This window comes from Zunongwangia sp. SCSIO 43204, assembly GCF_019904275.1.
Taxonomy (GTDB): domain Bacteria; phylum Bacteroidota; class Bacteroidia; order Flavobacteriales; family Flavobacteriaceae; genus Zunongwangia; species Zunongwangia mangrovi.
This window is the reverse complement of the sequence record NZ_CP063204.1, coordinates 1,614,474-1,630,565: the sequence shown is the minus strand read 5'-3', so window position 1 is coordinate 1,630,565 and position 16,092 is coordinate 1,614,474. Positions and strand designations below refer to the sequence as shown.

Sequence of the window (16,092 nt, the reverse complement as noted above, 5' to 3'; positions counted from 1 at the left end):
TTAAAATTGAAGAATAACTGAAGAAGAACGAACTCAAATTTATTCTATAAAAAGATTTTGGTATAGAATACAGGCTAAGAGTCCTAATAATAGCATATAAAAATTCATCATTTATATATTTTAAACACTTAAAAAGGCAGGGAATAAAAAATCACTGCAAATCTATGCTTTAAGTAGAACTAAAACCTAAGACTTCTTTCGAAGAAACTATTAAACTCAATTTTTTGAATGGAAATTTTAAAGAAGAAGAAAACCTATAATTATTTACAATATCAAACTGAAAAGTATCTTACTAACAGGTGTAAACTAAAAAAGCCAGCATTTCTGCTGGCTTTTTCTTAGTAGCGGGAACTGGACTCGAACCAGTGACCTTCGGGTTATGAGCCCGACGAGCTACCTACTGCTCTATCCCGCGATATATATTGTATAATATCTTATTTCAGTATGTCTTGATATCGCTTGTTGCGTTATCGGGATGCAAATATACGACGCTTTTTCACTTCTCCAAAACTTTTTTTAGAAAAATATTCAATCTTTAAATTGAAAATCGAAATTGTATATTTTGAGTAAACATTTTTATACAAATTCGCTTCAGTCAAACAACTTAAGATCAATTCATTTCAAAATAAACATCCAAAAGATTCTCAAATTTCACCTTGTTTATCCTTTCAAAAAAAATTTCAATTTTCTTTACAATCTTGAATAATGAGATGCGATAAATCTTCCGCAGCAAAAAAAAGAACTAAAAAGTATCGAAAATCAACCATTCTTGCTATTGCTCTATACTATCTGCGGCAAACTCGATTAGTTCGCCATCCTGAAAAGCTACTCTAAATTCTATTGGATTACAACAATTCTCACAATCTTCGATATAAGTCTGTTGTTGTACAGAAGGATCTAAAAGTACCGAGATCTCTTCCCAGCAATACGGACATTGAAAAAAGTGTTCAAACATATCAAAACTCAATATTCAGCAATTGCCCTGTTAATTGCAGCAATTGCAATTCGGCTAATTTTGCATCGTATTTAGCTAAGTTAAGACTCGTTTTGGCATCCAACAAATTAATTTGCGCCTGTCTAAACTCGATCGACGATATTTGTCCTAATCGATATTGTTCTTCAGAACGATTAAAATTATCCTGATTGGTAAGTACATTTTCTTCCTGAACGCGATAGATATAAAGCTTATTTTCGTAATCTCCCAATGCATTAGCGATATCACGCTCTACTTCTAGCTCTATCTGTTTTTTCTGAAGTTGTTGATTTTCCTTACTAATTTTTGCATTCTGAATAGCGACACTCGTTTGTCCACCATCAAATAGATCCCAGGATAAATTTAAACCGGCTGAAAGCCCATCTGTAGTTGTGATAGAACCCGGAAAAAAGGCTGTAGCAGCACTAATATTTCTATTCCACCCATAAGAGCCAGTAAGTCCAACTGTTGGTAAATATCCAGATTTACTTACTTTAATATCATAATCGCTAATAATAATATTGCTTTGCGCCTGAAGTAAGCTTACGTTATTGTAAGCCGATTGTTCTAAGAACGACTCGATTTGCAACTCTGGTATAAAATTGACCAAGGTATCTACCTGAAATTGGCGATTATTGATATCCCTGTTTAAAATCACATTCAAATCTCTTTTTGTGTTTTGTAATTGCTGGCGAGTTTCGATAATATTAATACTATCTGTATTCACATCTACTCGAGCATTTAAAACTACAAGATTGTTGGACTGCCCATACTCAAATTGATATTCGGCTCTTTTTACACGTTCCTGAGAAATTTGAAGCGTTTCTTCTAAAACCTCCATGTTTTCACTTAATCTTGCTACTTCATAATACACCGTTAAAAGCTGAAGGATCGTATTCTCTATAGTTTCCCTGGCTTCTAGCTGCGAAAGATTATACTGTTCTTTTAAGCTTTTATAATTATAAAATCGGCCTAAACCATCAAAAAGCGTATAATCCAGGTTTATCGAAGTGCTATAAGATTCTCCCTCGATGCCACGCTGATCTACATCATCTCCTTCTTCTGGTTCGGTTAGTCGATCATTTAGATCGTAATTATATCCTCCAACAGCTCTTACACTTGGTAAATAACCCGAGTTTAAAATACTCTGATTATTTTCTGCAATTTCAACATTATTATTAGCCATTTTTATACCGAAATTACTTTCGAGGGCTCTGGCAATAACCTCGTCCTTGGTAAGCAGACTATCCTGTGTACTTTCTTGCGCGTTCACTGAAAAACATAGCAACCCGAAGAAAAAGATCGTAAAATGTATAATCTTAGTATTCATCTCTATTTTTTTCAGATTCGTGTAATTCTTTAATTGTTCGCTCTACAGATTCTCGTTCTACCCTATTTCCAGTGGCCAGCCATTTGCTTTCCACTTTTATACTATTGGTGATCGATAGTAGTAATGGTAATAAAAATAGCGTTAATAAAGTAGCAATTGCAATCCCGTAACTTATTGAAATTGCCATTGGCTTTAAGAATTGCGCCTGCCTGCTCTTTTCTAAAAGTAATGGTGCCATCCCGGCAATCGTGGTTAAAGACGTTAAAAAGATGGCTCTAAAACGTGATTTCCCTGCTTCGTAGATTGCTTCTTTGAATTTTAAACCATCCCGTAAATTACCATTATATTTCCCTATAAGAACGAGCCCATCGTTCACCATAATTCCCACCAGGGCAATAATTCCTAATGCTGAAAGCATATTGATAGGAAAATCGTGAACCCAATGTCCCCAGGCAACACCAATTACACTGAATGGAATCATTAACATTAATAAGAATGGCTGACTGTAACTTCTGAAGGTAAAAGCAATAGTTGCATAAATCAGGAATAAAATAACCGGTAAAACGGCACTTGCTGAACTTACCAGTTTTCCCGCTTCACGATTTTGACCTTCGTAAGATACACTTAAACTTGGATATTTCGCCAATAGATCTGGCATTACATTTTCCTGAATATCGGTAAGAATATCTGTAGAACTTCCGTTAGGATCTTCCATATCTGCGCTTACACGAATTTCTCGCATCCCATCAAGGTGACTAATAGATTCGGTTCCACGAATAATTTCATAATTAGCGATCTCATCGAAAGGAACACGATTTCCTGATGGTGTTACAATACGCATATCATCAAGATCATTTATCGAGGATCTGTTTTCAAGATCGTAACGCACCCAAACACGAATCTCATCCTGCCCACGCTGAAAACGCTGTGCCTGCGTCCCAAAGAAACCATTTCTAACCTGTCGCATTACTTCGGCAAGATCTAAGCCTAAAGCGTATGCGTTATCCTTAAGATTGATATTAATTTCTTTAATTCCCTTAGGATCGCTATCGTTCACATCCTTAAGCAGCGGATTATTTTCAAAAATAGCTTTAAGATCTTCTTTTGCTGCCTCTAGTTCTTCAAGATTATTCCCCAGTAAAGAAACCGAAACAGGATCGCCACCAAAATTTCCTCCAGAACCAAAGGTTAAGGTTTCTACACCATAAACAGGACCAACTTCATCTCTAATAGCGTTGGTGATTTCTGGAGCCCCAAAATCACGCTCCTCACCCGGCAATAAGTTAACCTGTACAGAAGCTTTATTATTTCCCGGTCCTACTCTTTTTATCGTATTTTCTATTACAGAAAGGTTTCCAGTTTGTCGCTCTGTAAAATCCTCATTAACCTTCCAGGCTGCATTTTCAACCATTGTAATGATAGAATCTGTTCGTTCAGGATTAACACCTTCAGGCATTAAAAGATCTATCGAAATTCTATCACTCGCTACACTTGGAAATAAAGTTATTCTAATAATACCACCCCCAATTGCTCCAAAAGTCAAAATTAAAACCGCCAAAAGAATCCCGATACTTAAAATCTGCTGTCTAAGAATAAAATCTAAAATTGGTGCGTATAGTTTATCTCGCAGATAGATCATCACACGATCACCAACCTTATTTACATTTCGCATCTTCTCAAAAAATCTGCCTATGGCTGACTTTGGTTTTGGTGCATTACGCTTTAAAGCTTTTGAGTGCGCAATGTGCGCAGGTAAAATAATTAGTGCTTCTACTAACGAAACCACCAGCGTTAGCATCACTACGGTAGATACTTCGCCAAAAAATTCGCCAATCCGGCTATCCAGAAAAAGAAAACTCGCAAAAGCTAATATTGTAGTAATTATTGCTGAAATAATTGGAGGTACAACTTCGATCGTTCCATCTAAAGCCGCTTTGATAGGGTTTTTACCCATCTCGAAGTGCTGATAGATATTTTCTGAAATTACAATACCATCGTCCACCAGGATCCCGATCACAATGATCATCCCAAATAGAGAAAGTACGTTTATGGTTACCCCGAATTGTTCAGCAAAAATGAACATTCCTAAAAATGCCACCGGTAAACCAAATGCTACCCAAAAAGCAAGTCGTGTATTTAAGAAAAGTGATAAAAAGAAAAGTACTAATACAATTCCCATCACTCCATTTTCTACTAAAAGCTGAGTTCTTTGTTGTAATCGAATAGAAGAATCAAAAATAACGTCCAGTTGCACATTACTGCTTCTTCGATTATAATCTTCAATATACTCGTTAACCTGTTCTGCCGCAGCCAAAAGATCTTCAGAATTGGTATTACTTATCGTAATATTCACACTCTGATTTCCATTGAAAAAAGATGCATTGGGTGTTTCTGAAAATTGATCTGAAACCCTGGCAACATCAGAAAGTCTTATGATTTCACCACTAGTGGTAGATTTTAAAACAAGATCCTGAAGATCTTCAGCATAATAAGAACGATTATTAGCTCTAATTAGATAATCCTCACTGCTGGTTTTAATAGTTCCCCCGGTGGTTAAAATATTAGCTCCAGAAACCGCCTGGGCTACTTCTTCAAACGTAAGATTGTATGCTAGAAGGTCATTTTCTCTAACGGCAATTTCAATTTCTTCTTCAGGAAAACCATCAATTTCGATCTGAGAAATACCGTCCATCATTCGCAGATCATTTTCTATCTGCTCACTTATTCTTTTTAAAGTCACAAGTGGAATTTTCTCACCACTTATCGCAAACCTAATGGTTGGACGTATAGATTCTTCTTTTGCAACGATTAAAGGTTCCATTCCGGTAGGAAAAGTGGGAACACGGTCTACTGCATTTTTCACTTCGGTAAGCATCACGTCGATATTCTCGTCTCGTTCGATTTCTACCGTAATCGACCCACCGCTCTCCCGTGCAACAGAAGTTACACGTTCTATCCCGTCTAGACCTTTCAAATTATCCTCAATTTTAAGAATAATTCCTTCTTCGATCTCCTCTGGTGCAGATCCTGGATAAGTAACATTTATATTTATCATTCGGCTTTCCTCTAGCGGGAAAAACGATGATTTTAGTGTAAAGGCTCCAATCGCTCCAAATAAAAGGAAGGCGATAATTACGATATTTACCGCAACTTCGTACTTTATAAAGTAACCAATAAGTTTTCTCACAGCTATTCTGTTTTTGCGGTGTCTTCTATTTCTTCAGCATTTACTAACTGCCCGGCATAAGCTCCCGGCACAGATGCTGCAAGCATTCTTGTACCGTCCTCTAAACCTTTTACAACAACAGTTTCTGTACTAAAATAAACCGGCTCTACACGAACCAGATCTAAAACACTATCTTTTACCACGTACACTTTAGAACGCTCTACTAATAATTCCCTCGGAATTTCAAGTGCATTTGGTTCTTCCTTGGCATCCAGCATTGCTTCTAAATACATTCCTTCCTGGATGTTTTGTCCTTCAACGCGAATAAACACCTGGATGGTTTGTGTTTCAAGATTTACCCTTCCGTTAATTCGGCTTACAGTACCAGTGTATTCTTGAGTTCTATCTAAATTCTGAAGTTTTACTTCTTTACCTATAGCTAATAGATCACTAAACTTTTTGGCAATGGAAACCTGAAGCTCATAAACCGATGGATCTATAAATTCACCCAGTTTTTGTCCAGACCTAATAAGTGTTCCTTCTTTTACTAAAGCTTCGGTAAGAATTCCATCGAAAGGCGCTACATGCGTATATTTTCGCAAACGCTCTTCCAGATTTTTAATGTTGTAATAAGCCGATACGATACCACGACCACTTATAAAATATTTTTCTTTGTCATTTTCGATTTCAGGTAAATTAGGAACCGATTTATTAATGTCGAAATTGTTTAAATAATCCTGCCATTTTTCGAAGACTTCAGGATAATCCAAACGTAAATCTGGCATTATCGCTGTGATACTGTTATACAGATCACTTTTTGCTGATTGAACGCTGGCGGCATATTCCGCAGAATCGATATTCAATAAAACCTGACCTCTTTTATATTCCTGCCCGGGCAAGAAATTATGACTACTACTTCTAAATATCCCCTGAACCTCTGAGTAAAGTTCGAGTTTTCTTAGAGCAGAAACATTTCCATTAGCAGGAATACTAATAGGAACAGTGTCATTTTTTACTGTTTTTACAAATACGTTTTTTACAACTTTTTGAATTTCGGGATCTTTTTTGACGTTGCTATCGATGATCCACTTTGCTGCAAATACGGCCCCAACGATAAGTAGGAGTCCAAGAACTGAAAGAATTATTTTGCGTTTATCCATAATTATTTAATTGGACTCTTAAAACCCGTTAAAGTTTAATTGAATATCTTAATTTTTTAAGAAACTAGCTTATTTCTTCTATTTCTAGCTGCAAATCTTCCCATTCCTTCATCAAAGATTTAAGATATTTCTTCTTATCATTATAGCTATCTAAAAAGCCTGCCTGCGCAATGGTTTTTTCGTAGTTAGTTGCTAAATCATGATCTTTTTTCTTAAGCTCTTTTTCGATTTTGGTGATTTTCGACTCTATTTTGCTAAGCTTATTATTTAGCGTTTTTAACTTCTTTTGATCTTCATAAGATTGCTTTTCTGTAGTTTCTTTTTTCACCGCAGCTTTTGGAGTTTTATCTCTTTTCTCCACCGCACGCATATCTTCAAGTTTACGCTGCTCTAAATAATAATCGATATCCCCAAGATACTCTTTTATCTTTTTATTTCTGAATTCGTAAACCGTACTGGTTAATCCCTGAAGAAAATCCCTGTCGTGAGAAACGATAATTAAGGTGCCTTCAAAATTTCTACAGGCTTCTTTTAAAACATTTTTAGATTTAATATCCAGGTGGTTGGTAGGTTCATCCATCACCAGCACATTAAAAGGCTGTAGCAACATTTTACAAAGCGCCAATCTATTTCGTTCCCCTCCAGATAAAACTTTTACTTTTTTATCCACTTCATCTCCACGGAATAAAAAGGACCCCAGCATATCACGAACTTTAGATCTATTGCTCTCGTTTGCTGCATCGACCATGGTATCGTAAATACTTTTTTCTCCGTCTAAATAATCAGCCTGATTTTGTGCAAAATAACCCAGCTGAACATTATGTCCTAATTTTAGATTTCCGGAGTGAGAAATTTCATCGATTATAATTTTTGCCAAGGTTGTTTTTCCCTGACCGTTTTGCCCAACAAAAGCTATCTTACTTCCACGCTCGATAAGCAAATTAATATCATCTAAAACCTGGTGCTCTCCATACGCCTTACCCACATGCTCGGCTTCTACAACAACTTTCCCCGGCTGTACAGAAACCGGAAAACTAATATTCATCACCGCATTATCATCTTCATCTACTTCGATACGATTAACCTTATCCAGCTTTTTTATTAAAGACTGCGCCATCGAAGCCTTAGAAGCTTTTGCTCTAAATTTCTCGATAAGCTTCTCTGTCTGCTCAATCTCTTTTTGCTGATTTTTCTGAGCAGCCAGTTGCTGTTCTCGGAGTTCACCTCTTAGCTCTAAATATTTAGAATATGGCTTTTTATAGTCGTAAATTCGGCCTAAGGAAATTTCTATTGTTCGGTTGGTTACATTATCCAAAAACATTTTATCGTGAGAAACTAAGATCACACAACCAGGATAAGAATTAAGGAAACTCTCTAACCATATTATACTTTCGATATCAAGGTGATTAGTAGGCTCATCGAGCAATAAAATATCGTTATTCTGAAGTAAAAGCTTTGCTAGTTCTATTCGCATTCGCCATCCTCCAGAAAAAGTATCGGTAAGCTTTTCAAAATCTTTTCTTTTAAAACCAAGACCAAGCAAAACTTTCTCTGTTTCTCCTTCGTAATTATAACCACCAATAATTTCATATTGATGGGTAACATCGGTAAGCTCCTGAATTAACTCTGTATAAGAATCGCTCTCGTAATCTGTACGCGTTGCTAATTGATGATTAATTTCATTCATTTTAGCCTCCAGGCGTTTAATTTCTTCAAAAGCCTGATAAGCTTCATCTAAAACAGTACGACCCTGTACAAAATCGATATCCTGCTTAAGAAAACCAATTCTTAGATCTTTATCCTTGGCAATCTGTCCGCTATCATATTCCTGATCTCCAGAAATAATTTTTAACATTGTAGATTTCCCGGCTCCATTTTTACCAATAAGACCTATACGGTCACCGGCACCTAAACGAAAACTAATTTCCTGAAATAAATATTCTCCTTGAAAAGAGACTGAAAGATTATGTATGTTGAGCATTATTGTAACTAAAGTATCTTATGATTCGTGCAAAGATGACTAAATTTGTAATGCAAAAAAAATAATATGAAATTCTTGAAAGGCACCAAATTGTATAGCATATTAACAGGAACCTGTCCTGTATGCCAGGAAGAAAGCATGTACAAAGAGAAAAACCCTTTTAAACTAAGCAAGGTTTACGAAATGCACGAGCATTGTTCACATTGCGGGACCAAGTACAAAATAGAGCCTTCTTTCTTTTACGGTGCAATGTATGTAAGCTACGCTGTTGGAGTAGCCTTTGCGGTTGCGGCTTTTATTATTGCCCATTATTTTTTGGGCGGCGGACTATTAACTTCCTTTTTCGCAATCGTAGGCACACTTATTGTCTTTATGCCTATAATAATGCGACTTTCAAGAAATATATGGATCAATTTTTTCCTGAGTTACGATAAGGATGCTGTTGCGAAGGCAAAACGGCAAAATCAGGATCTATAAAATTTCTTCTGAAAACGCCGAATATCAACCTCTGGCGGTAACGGAATTTCATCTTCTATAAAATTAAGCAGCTTTTCTGAAATCAAAGGAGCTATTAAAACACCACGGCTTCCAAAACCATTACAGATAAAAAATCGTTGATGCTCTGGATGATTTCCTGCCAACGGACGACGATCTGATGTCGCTGGGCGTATCCCGGCAACCTGATCTACAATTTCGTATTTGCAATTGATCATTTTATCAAGATCCATCTTCAATTTTTCTTTTGCTGCTAAGGTGGGGGCCTGAGTTTTATCCTGATGATTATAAGTCGCCCCAACCTTGTATAAATCATTTCCTAACGGAAGGATGAAAATCGATGATTTTACAGCCTGTTTTAACTGAAGTTCTTCCGATCTAATCACTAGATACTCACCTTTATTCCCTCGCAACGGCAAATAATTGAAATAAGGATTATTTACAACTCCAAAACCTTCGCAAAAAATAATATTTCTGGCTTCCAGCCCATCATAAGAAACGCCCTCCTCACTAATTTTGAGTTTAGAATATTCGAAGCGTTGATTTTTTAATATTTGATGTTTTTCAAGGTATTTTTTATAGGATCTAACAAGTAATTCAGTATCCAAAGCACCGGTTTTCTCTACTTTACCAAATGAAAAATCTCCGGGAATAGCATTATTTACCTGCCATATAAGTTGTGTATTTAAAAATGGAGATAATCTGAAATTATCGGCAGCTTCAAACCAATTATTCTGTTCTTCAATCGAATGAAATCTACGGTAAATACTGAATGGTCTTAAAAGCTTTTCATTAAGTTCCTCTTCCAATTTTTGATAAAATGGAATGGAATAACTAATCTGTTTATCGGCTTCCCAGGCAAGTGTAAATCGCTTTAAAATAACCGGATTGTAAATTCCGCCAGCAACTTTTGTTGAAGTTTGAGAATTATCTTCAAAAACAACAAAACTGCGTCCTCGTTTTTGCAACTGACTTGAAATTGCGATTCCGCTAAGTCCTAAACCAACAACTATATAATCCAGCATATTTTATTTTTAAATAACTACAAATTAAGAATAAAAAAAGCGCCTCTAAAAGGCGCTTTTCATTTATTTATAAAGAATTATCACTTAATAATTCCACATATCCTGTTCAAAATTTCGAATCTGCTCCTTAATACGTTCAGATTCCAATAATTGTAGAAAGCTATTATCAACAATATAATCATTAATTTGGCGATCGCCCTGCACGTTATCTTCTTTGAAGATCACAGCATTAAATCGTCTCGCATTTAAGAGTTGATCAAAAGAAATGGTCGTATTATTACCAATATAAGCTTTTGCATCATAAAGCACTTCTCTGGCATCCGGATACCAAACCCAGAAAAGATCTACTAATTCATTCCCAAGTTCAGAATCATCAATAAAGTTAACATCTGGAGCTCTAGGTGCGATTCCTAAAATTCTATATTTCAGTTCGGCCTGTCTTTTATCAAAGTACCAAATACCACGAATCTTATATTCCTGAATATCTGCAGCTCCAAGATCTCTACGATCTATAAACTGTTCTTCAACTTCCTGACCGGCATTATACTGTTCGATACCGTAATCTGTCGTATCAACTTTGGAAATTGTCGCCTGAATATCTTTCAATGTTCTTTTTTCAGTAAAATAAGAATCCGCATAAATATTTTCGATCTTACCATCTTTAATAGCTCTAATCAAAACATCATACAAGGATCTTCTATTTGCTGAAATATTTAAAGTATCAACAGGATAATACAAAGGAAAATTCACTCGTTCATCTAAATCGATGATCTCCCAGGTACCTTTAGACCAAAGTACATCACGATCATCTACATAACCATACTCTAAAGGGCCACCATCAACATTTTCTGCGATTTCCGCATTACGTGACTTCCCAATATCTTCAGGTTTTTCAGCATTTAAAATATTAGCTGTTTGTGCTACGCCAGAAAAACTAACAAGCAAAAACAAACTATATATTATATATTTCCCTTTCATAATATTCTACTTTTCTTAATTCGTAAGTTCTATAAAAACCGGAGCTATCTTTTTAAGCTTATAACCACTGTTAGTAGTTAGAGTAGCGTCAATATCAAAGATTTGTACAGTTTCTCCTCTACCAGCTCTACGCAATGCAGCCTTAGCAGCATTATCTAACCTATTACCTCTAACAGTAACCGTTGGTTGTCCAGAAACTTTAAAGCTAAATCCTGTTACTCTTAACCCAATATCAAAGTCGAAATCTGGTAGTTCAGCTCCTACCTCAGAACCTTCTAAACTGTTTCTCTGCATTTTTACTGAACCAGTTTCTCTTCGTATCGATCCAACCGGACTTGGAATATCTTTAATTCTGAATGTTGAACTAGAAGGGTAACTTTTCCCTTCAATTGTTCCCGTGACATTGATCTTAACTTCTCTTTGCTGAAGTGAAGTTACATCCATTACATAACTACTTCCAGAAGTTCTTGATAAACCAGGTGCATTTGCCTGAACATTATTATCTGGAACACCAGCCATTGAAATGGTCAATGGGTTTTTTACTCCACGATAAAGAACATTCATTTTATCTGCAGAAATTGTTGCTGAATTTGGTTTTGGGATTGTAGCAAACTTTTGGTTTACAGGAACCTCTATAGGATCCTCTTCTCCTTCATTAAACACAAGTTGACCAGTAATTGTGTGATCCCCCGCATTTCCTGCCGGAACGTTTAGCACAACTCTACCACCCTGAAGGGAATAATCATCTTCAGAAAGTGTTCTCCCGTCTAATTTTAATTCAATTTTATTAGGCTTTGTAGTTTCATCACTTCTCCCAAGAACAATAGCTCCGTTAAAAGTTTCACCCTGATAATAAGCTGATTTTTCAGCTTGCAAGATCGTGGTATAATTACTCATAGAAACTTCTTCCTGTAACTGTCCAGCTAACATTGCTGATAGAACATCATTCTCGGTAGTTTTAACATCAGATTGCAATTGAGTTAACTGAGTGATTGAAGCTATTAGTGGAAAGCCTTCAAAGTTATAAGTTAGCCATGGTTTTTTTGTTCCTTCACTATCTTCTACCTCATCGGTATTGAACTTACGAGCAATTTCATTATTTAAAGAACTAAACTCTTCTCCTAAAATATTGATAATACTTTCACGATAAGTGTTTATCTTATCTACAAATTCCTGACCTTCAGGACTAATTTTACCTCCTTTAAAGAACTTCTCGTCTAAAACATCTGTTTTATCCATCGCTTGATAATCCTTTGGATCATCTAATTCTCCGGTTAAATCATTTTTCACCCCAGCAATATAAGTATCTAATTCCTGAGATAATTGATTTATAGTTTCTGCTTTTTGAGCCAACTTAGCATACTTTTCAGCCTGCTCGTTTGCTTTCGTTTGTAAACCTTGCATTGCTGCAACATTTCTTTGCTCGGTAGTGGCGTTAGATTCCTCTAACCTTTCATTCATCGAACCAAAGGCTACAAGAACCTCCTTAGACATATTAAGCGCCATCATCGCGATGAACACTAAATACATCAGGTTGATCATCTTCTGCCTTGGGCTTTGTTTTCCTGATGCCATTTATTTATTTTCTAATTAGTTTATTAATATAAAGTATCAAAAAAATTAAGCTCTTCTTTGTACATTCATAGCAGTAAGCATACCACCATAAACTCCATTTAAAGAAGCTAAGTTTTCAGTTAGAGAATCCATCTCAGCTTTAAGCTTACCAGCATTTTCGGCTACAGCTTTATTAACTTCAGCTTGCTTAGATGCAGATTCTACCTGAACTTTATATATACTATTTAGAGTTTCCATTTGAGTTGCAGCAGTTGTTAACTCCTGGCTATATTTTTTCTGTGATGCCATGGCATCTACAGTTGGCGCTATACCTTTGGCAGCTCCTTCAAAGTTCCTTATACTTTCTCCCAGACTACTCATTAATGCTGCATCCACCTTAGCATCCTTCAACATATCGTCCAATTTCTTAGAAAGCATACCTTGAGCGTCTTTACTTTCTTCGATCACTGTTTCCTTTTTTGCTGGAGATGTGATCGCTGCACTTCCCTGTGCTAATTCTGGATAAACAAGGGACCAATCGTATCCTTCATCCACAGGTTCAAAAGCAGATACAAGGAAAACAAATGCTTCAGTTACAAGACCAGCTATCAACATCTCGTTACCAAAAGGCCAGTGCATAATTTTAAAAAGCGCTCCAATGATAACTACGGCTGCACCAATACCGTATACCATATTCATAATTTTCGCTCTAGTTTTTGATTGTGCCATAATAAATAATGATTAAGTTTTAAAGATTGTTATTTAGGGGGTGTTGGTTATTCTAATTTGAAGGCATTTGTTGGTTAAGTGGCACATCGTTACCTAGATAATCCTGCACTGTTCTAAAACCAATATAACTTCTTGCTGAATCTGCATACTCATAATCTCTCGATGACACCTGTAAGAAATAAGCGACATCTTTCCAAGATCCACCTCTTACTACTTTTCTAGGATCCTCATAATCATCCACGGTAGGATTCATAGAAGACATATAATCATAAGATGAAGCATCGTAAGAAGAGTTAACCCATTCTGCCACATTACCAGCCATATTATATAATCCATATCCGTTAGGATCAAAAGATTTTGCTTCAACAGTATACAAAGCTTGATCTGCGGCATAATCACCTCTTAGAGGCTTAAAGTTAGCCATAAAACATCCACGATCATTTTTAGTGTAAGGACCTCCCCATGGGTAAGTTCCTCCTTCTAAACCTCCACGCGCAGCATACTCCCACTCTGCTTCTGTTGGTAATCTATAGTGAGGAACATTACTATCTCCTCTGGATTTACGAAAGTCGTTATTGTATTTTGTTCTCCATTGTGAAAAAGCTCTGGCTTGTTTCCAGTTAACTCCCACTACAGGATAATCATCAAAAGCACTATGCCAAAAATAATCGTTATGCATAGGCTCATTGTAAGAATAATTAAAATCTTTGATCCAAACTGCAGTATCTGGATATACCTCAACAACTTCAGTTTTTACATAATCACGACGTTCACCTGTTCCTCTCGCTGCAGCCTGAACATCCATCCAACTATACTTAAATTTTAGTTGCTTTACATCTATCGTTCTGGTTCCATTAAAAGCATCTTCCTGCGGAATGTATAATTGATCCATTACTCGAGCATAGGCTACATCTGGATAATCTTCAGTATCCCACTCAATATCTATATCTTTATTTAATTTACGGTTTTCGTAGGCATCCATTTCTCCTCCTGTACCATAAGTCTCTAGCATATATTGCTGATACGGAGTAAGATCTGATTCATCTGCATCTGCAAAAGCATACTCTCCAATACCATCTGCACCTGGAGTAGCTCCTTCAAGCTCTGCTTCCATTGCAAGCATAACGCGCACAACTGAATCTTTGACGTAATTTACAAATTGGCGGTATTCAGAATTCGTAATTTCGGTTTCGTCCATGTAGAATGAGTTGACTGTAACCGTCTTTGGCGGAGCATTTAGTTGTCCTGCTATATCATCATCAGACTTCCCCATAATAAACGATCCTCCCGGGACCAACACCATCCCAAAAGGTTCTTCAGGGTTCCATCTTTTTCCTTCCGCACCTACAAGTTGCCCTCTGTCATTACTTCCACAACTGTAGATTAAAGCAAGAACAGCAACCAGCGAAACAATTTTCTTCATAATACTTTTTAGGTTAAGACATCTCAATTTAAGGCAGTAAACCTATCTAATTATTTTCTAAAAAACAATAGTTTTAAGAAAATTACAATATATATAGGCTTGGCCAAAGTCTATTAAACTTCGTTTTTTCTTTTTGCTTTATACCATCTTTCTGGAATAACCTGATTGCAGGCTTCCAAATAATCTTCTTCACTACATGGTAATAACGTGCTTCTTTTTAATTTAGTATTAGCATCTGCTACGTACGGAATTTCGATCCACCACCGACCGCTAACCGGACTTTTAAAAAACACTAGTACATCATCATAAATTGGCACCTGATATTTAATAAATTCCTGTTTTGCCGCTACAGTATTCTCGTTATTCCTGTAGTTAACACCTTCAGCAAAATACCAGATCATCTGCGCTAACAACATATTAGACAATTCTCCTAAAGATGAAGTATATTCAAAAACTCCAAAAGAACTTACCTTATCACTTAAGCCGGCATATCTAGAAATTGCACAGATCTCTTTACCATTAAATCCATTTGGCGATCTAAAAAATGTAGTTCCCAGAGATCCAGAATCCACACAATTTAAATCTACACTAACTAAATTGGCCGCTCTCATTATGGGTTCGATAAGTGAAATATCATTACTAATTTCACCCAGACGATAAGCATCAAAAAATAATCTATCCATCAACTCTATTTCATCCTGAGAATTAAAATAGGTTTGATAACCTATATTAGAATAATTGAATAAATTATAAGGTTCGTTTACTATGATCTTAGAAATATAAGATTTATTAGAGATTACCTGTTCTGCATCTCCAAGATCAAATCTTGCATCTACATTTACAAGGTTCACCATTTCATCTAAGGTATCGTAAGCGCGGTACTGGGCGTAAATAAGATCCTGCGAACCACCAAGTAAAACTGGAATTACATCCTTTTTCACCAATTCAGCTACCGTTTTTTCTACTGCAAAATAGGTATCCTTTACACTATCTCCCTGTTGGATATCTCCTAGATCTGCAATATTCACATGCCAATTCCCAGGAAACAAGCTGTAAAAAGCCCTTCTTATCCCGTCGAAATTTAAAAGTTCGTCTTCATAAGATTCAGCTAAACGATTTTCCCGAATTCCAACTATAGCGATCTGAACATCAGTTAGATCTGGCAAGCCGTTTAAAACCGAATTAAATTTTGCTTTTGCACCAATACTATGCTGACTCAAAGCTTCAGCATAACTTATCAACTCATCACTTACAGGACTTAAAAAATCCAATTCCATT

Annotated in this window: 12 protein-coding genes and 1 tRNA gene; 1 reads left to right on the top strand and 12 read right to left on the bottom strand. The window is 36.2% G+C overall.

Annotated features, from left to right (window positions below):
* Positions 1–342: 342 nt before the first annotated feature.
* From INR75_RS07270 to INR75_RS07245, 6 genes are all read right to left on the bottom strand, one after another.
* Positions 343–415 (bottom strand) — tRNA-Met (locus INR75_RS07270).
* Positions 416–772: 357 nt separating this feature from the next.
* Positions 773–955 carry a CPXCG motif-containing cysteine-rich protein gene (locus INR75_RS07265; protein ID WP_223091382.1) on the bottom strand — a complete coding sequence of 61 codons (183 nt, stop codon included), beginning with the start codon at positions 953–955 and terminating at the stop codon, positions 773–775.
* Between the two features lies 1 nt (position 956).
* The gene (locus tag INR75_RS07260; protein WP_223091381.1) at positions 957–2,303 is read right to left on the bottom strand and encodes a TolC family protein; all 1,347 of its coding nucleotides are present in this window, start codon (positions 2,301–2,303) and stop codon (positions 957–959) included.
* Positions 2,293–5,490, bottom strand: a complete 3,198-nt coding sequence (locus tag INR75_RS07255; RefSeq protein WP_223091380.1) for an efflux RND transporter permease subunit — start codon at positions 5,488–5,490, stop codon at positions 2,293–2,295. The genes INR75_RS07260 and INR75_RS07255 overlap by 11 nt, the downstream gene beginning before the upstream one ends.
* 2 nt (positions 5,491–5,492) lie before the next feature.
* Positions 5,493–6,629, bottom strand: a complete 1,137-nt coding sequence (locus INR75_RS07250; RefSeq protein WP_223091379.1) for an efflux RND transporter periplasmic adaptor subunit — start codon at positions 6,627–6,629, stop codon at positions 5,493–5,495.
* 64 nt (positions 6,630–6,693) lie between these two features.
* Positions 6,694–8,610, bottom strand: a complete 1,917-nt coding sequence (locus INR75_RS07245) for an ABC-F family ATP-binding cassette domain-containing protein (protein WP_223091378.1) — start codon at positions 8,608–8,610, stop codon at positions 6,694–6,696.
* 66 nt (positions 8,611–8,676) lie between these two features.
* Between INR75_RS07245 and INR75_RS07240 the strand changes: the two genes are divergently transcribed.
* Entirely contained in the window at positions 8,677–9,087 is a 411-nt protein-coding gene (locus INR75_RS07240) for a DUF983 domain-containing protein (RefSeq protein WP_223091377.1), read from the top strand.
* On the opposite strand, the gene INR75_RS07235 is transcribed toward INR75_RS07240, so the two are convergent.
* From INR75_RS07235 to INR75_RS07210, 6 genes are all read right to left on the bottom strand, one after another.
* Complete coding sequence (locus INR75_RS07235) at positions 9,075–10,130, bottom strand: FAD-binding oxidoreductase (RefSeq protein ID WP_223091376.1); 1,056 nt, start codon at positions 10,128–10,130, stop codon at positions 9,075–9,077. The genes INR75_RS07240 and INR75_RS07235 overlap by 13 nt on opposite strands.
* A gap of 84 nt (positions 10,131–10,214) precedes the next feature.
* On the bottom strand, positions 10,215–11,108 hold the full coding sequence (gene gldN / locus INR75_RS07230) for a gliding motility protein GldN (RefSeq protein ID WP_223091375.1): 894 nt from the start codon (positions 11,106–11,108) through the stop codon (positions 10,215–10,217).
* A gap of 15 nt (positions 11,109–11,123) precedes the next feature.
* Positions 11,124–12,683, bottom strand: coding sequence for a gliding motility protein GldM (gene gldM, locus INR75_RS07225; RefSeq protein WP_223091374.1), 1,560 nt, complete (start codon positions 12,681–12,683; stop codon positions 11,124–11,126).
* Positions 12,684–12,728: 45 nt separating this feature from the next.
* Positions 12,729–13,391 carry a gliding motility protein GldL gene (gene gldL, locus INR75_RS07220; RefSeq protein ID WP_223091373.1) on the bottom strand — a complete coding sequence of 221 codons (663 nt, stop codon included), beginning with the start codon at positions 13,389–13,391 and terminating at the stop codon, positions 12,729–12,731.
* A gap of 52 nt (positions 13,392–13,443) precedes the next feature.
* On the bottom strand, positions 13,444–14,814 hold the full coding sequence (gene gldK, locus INR75_RS07215) for a gliding motility lipoprotein GldK (protein ID WP_223091372.1): 1,371 nt from the start codon (positions 14,812–14,814) through the stop codon (positions 13,444–13,446).
* 113 nt (positions 14,815–14,927) lie between these two features.
* The gene (locus INR75_RS07210) at positions 14,928–16,091 is read right to left on the bottom strand and encodes a formimidoylglutamase (protein WP_223091371.1); all 1,164 of its coding nucleotides are present in this window, start codon (positions 16,089–16,091) and stop codon (positions 14,928–14,930) included.
* Between the last annotated feature and the right edge of the window lies 1 nt (position 16,092).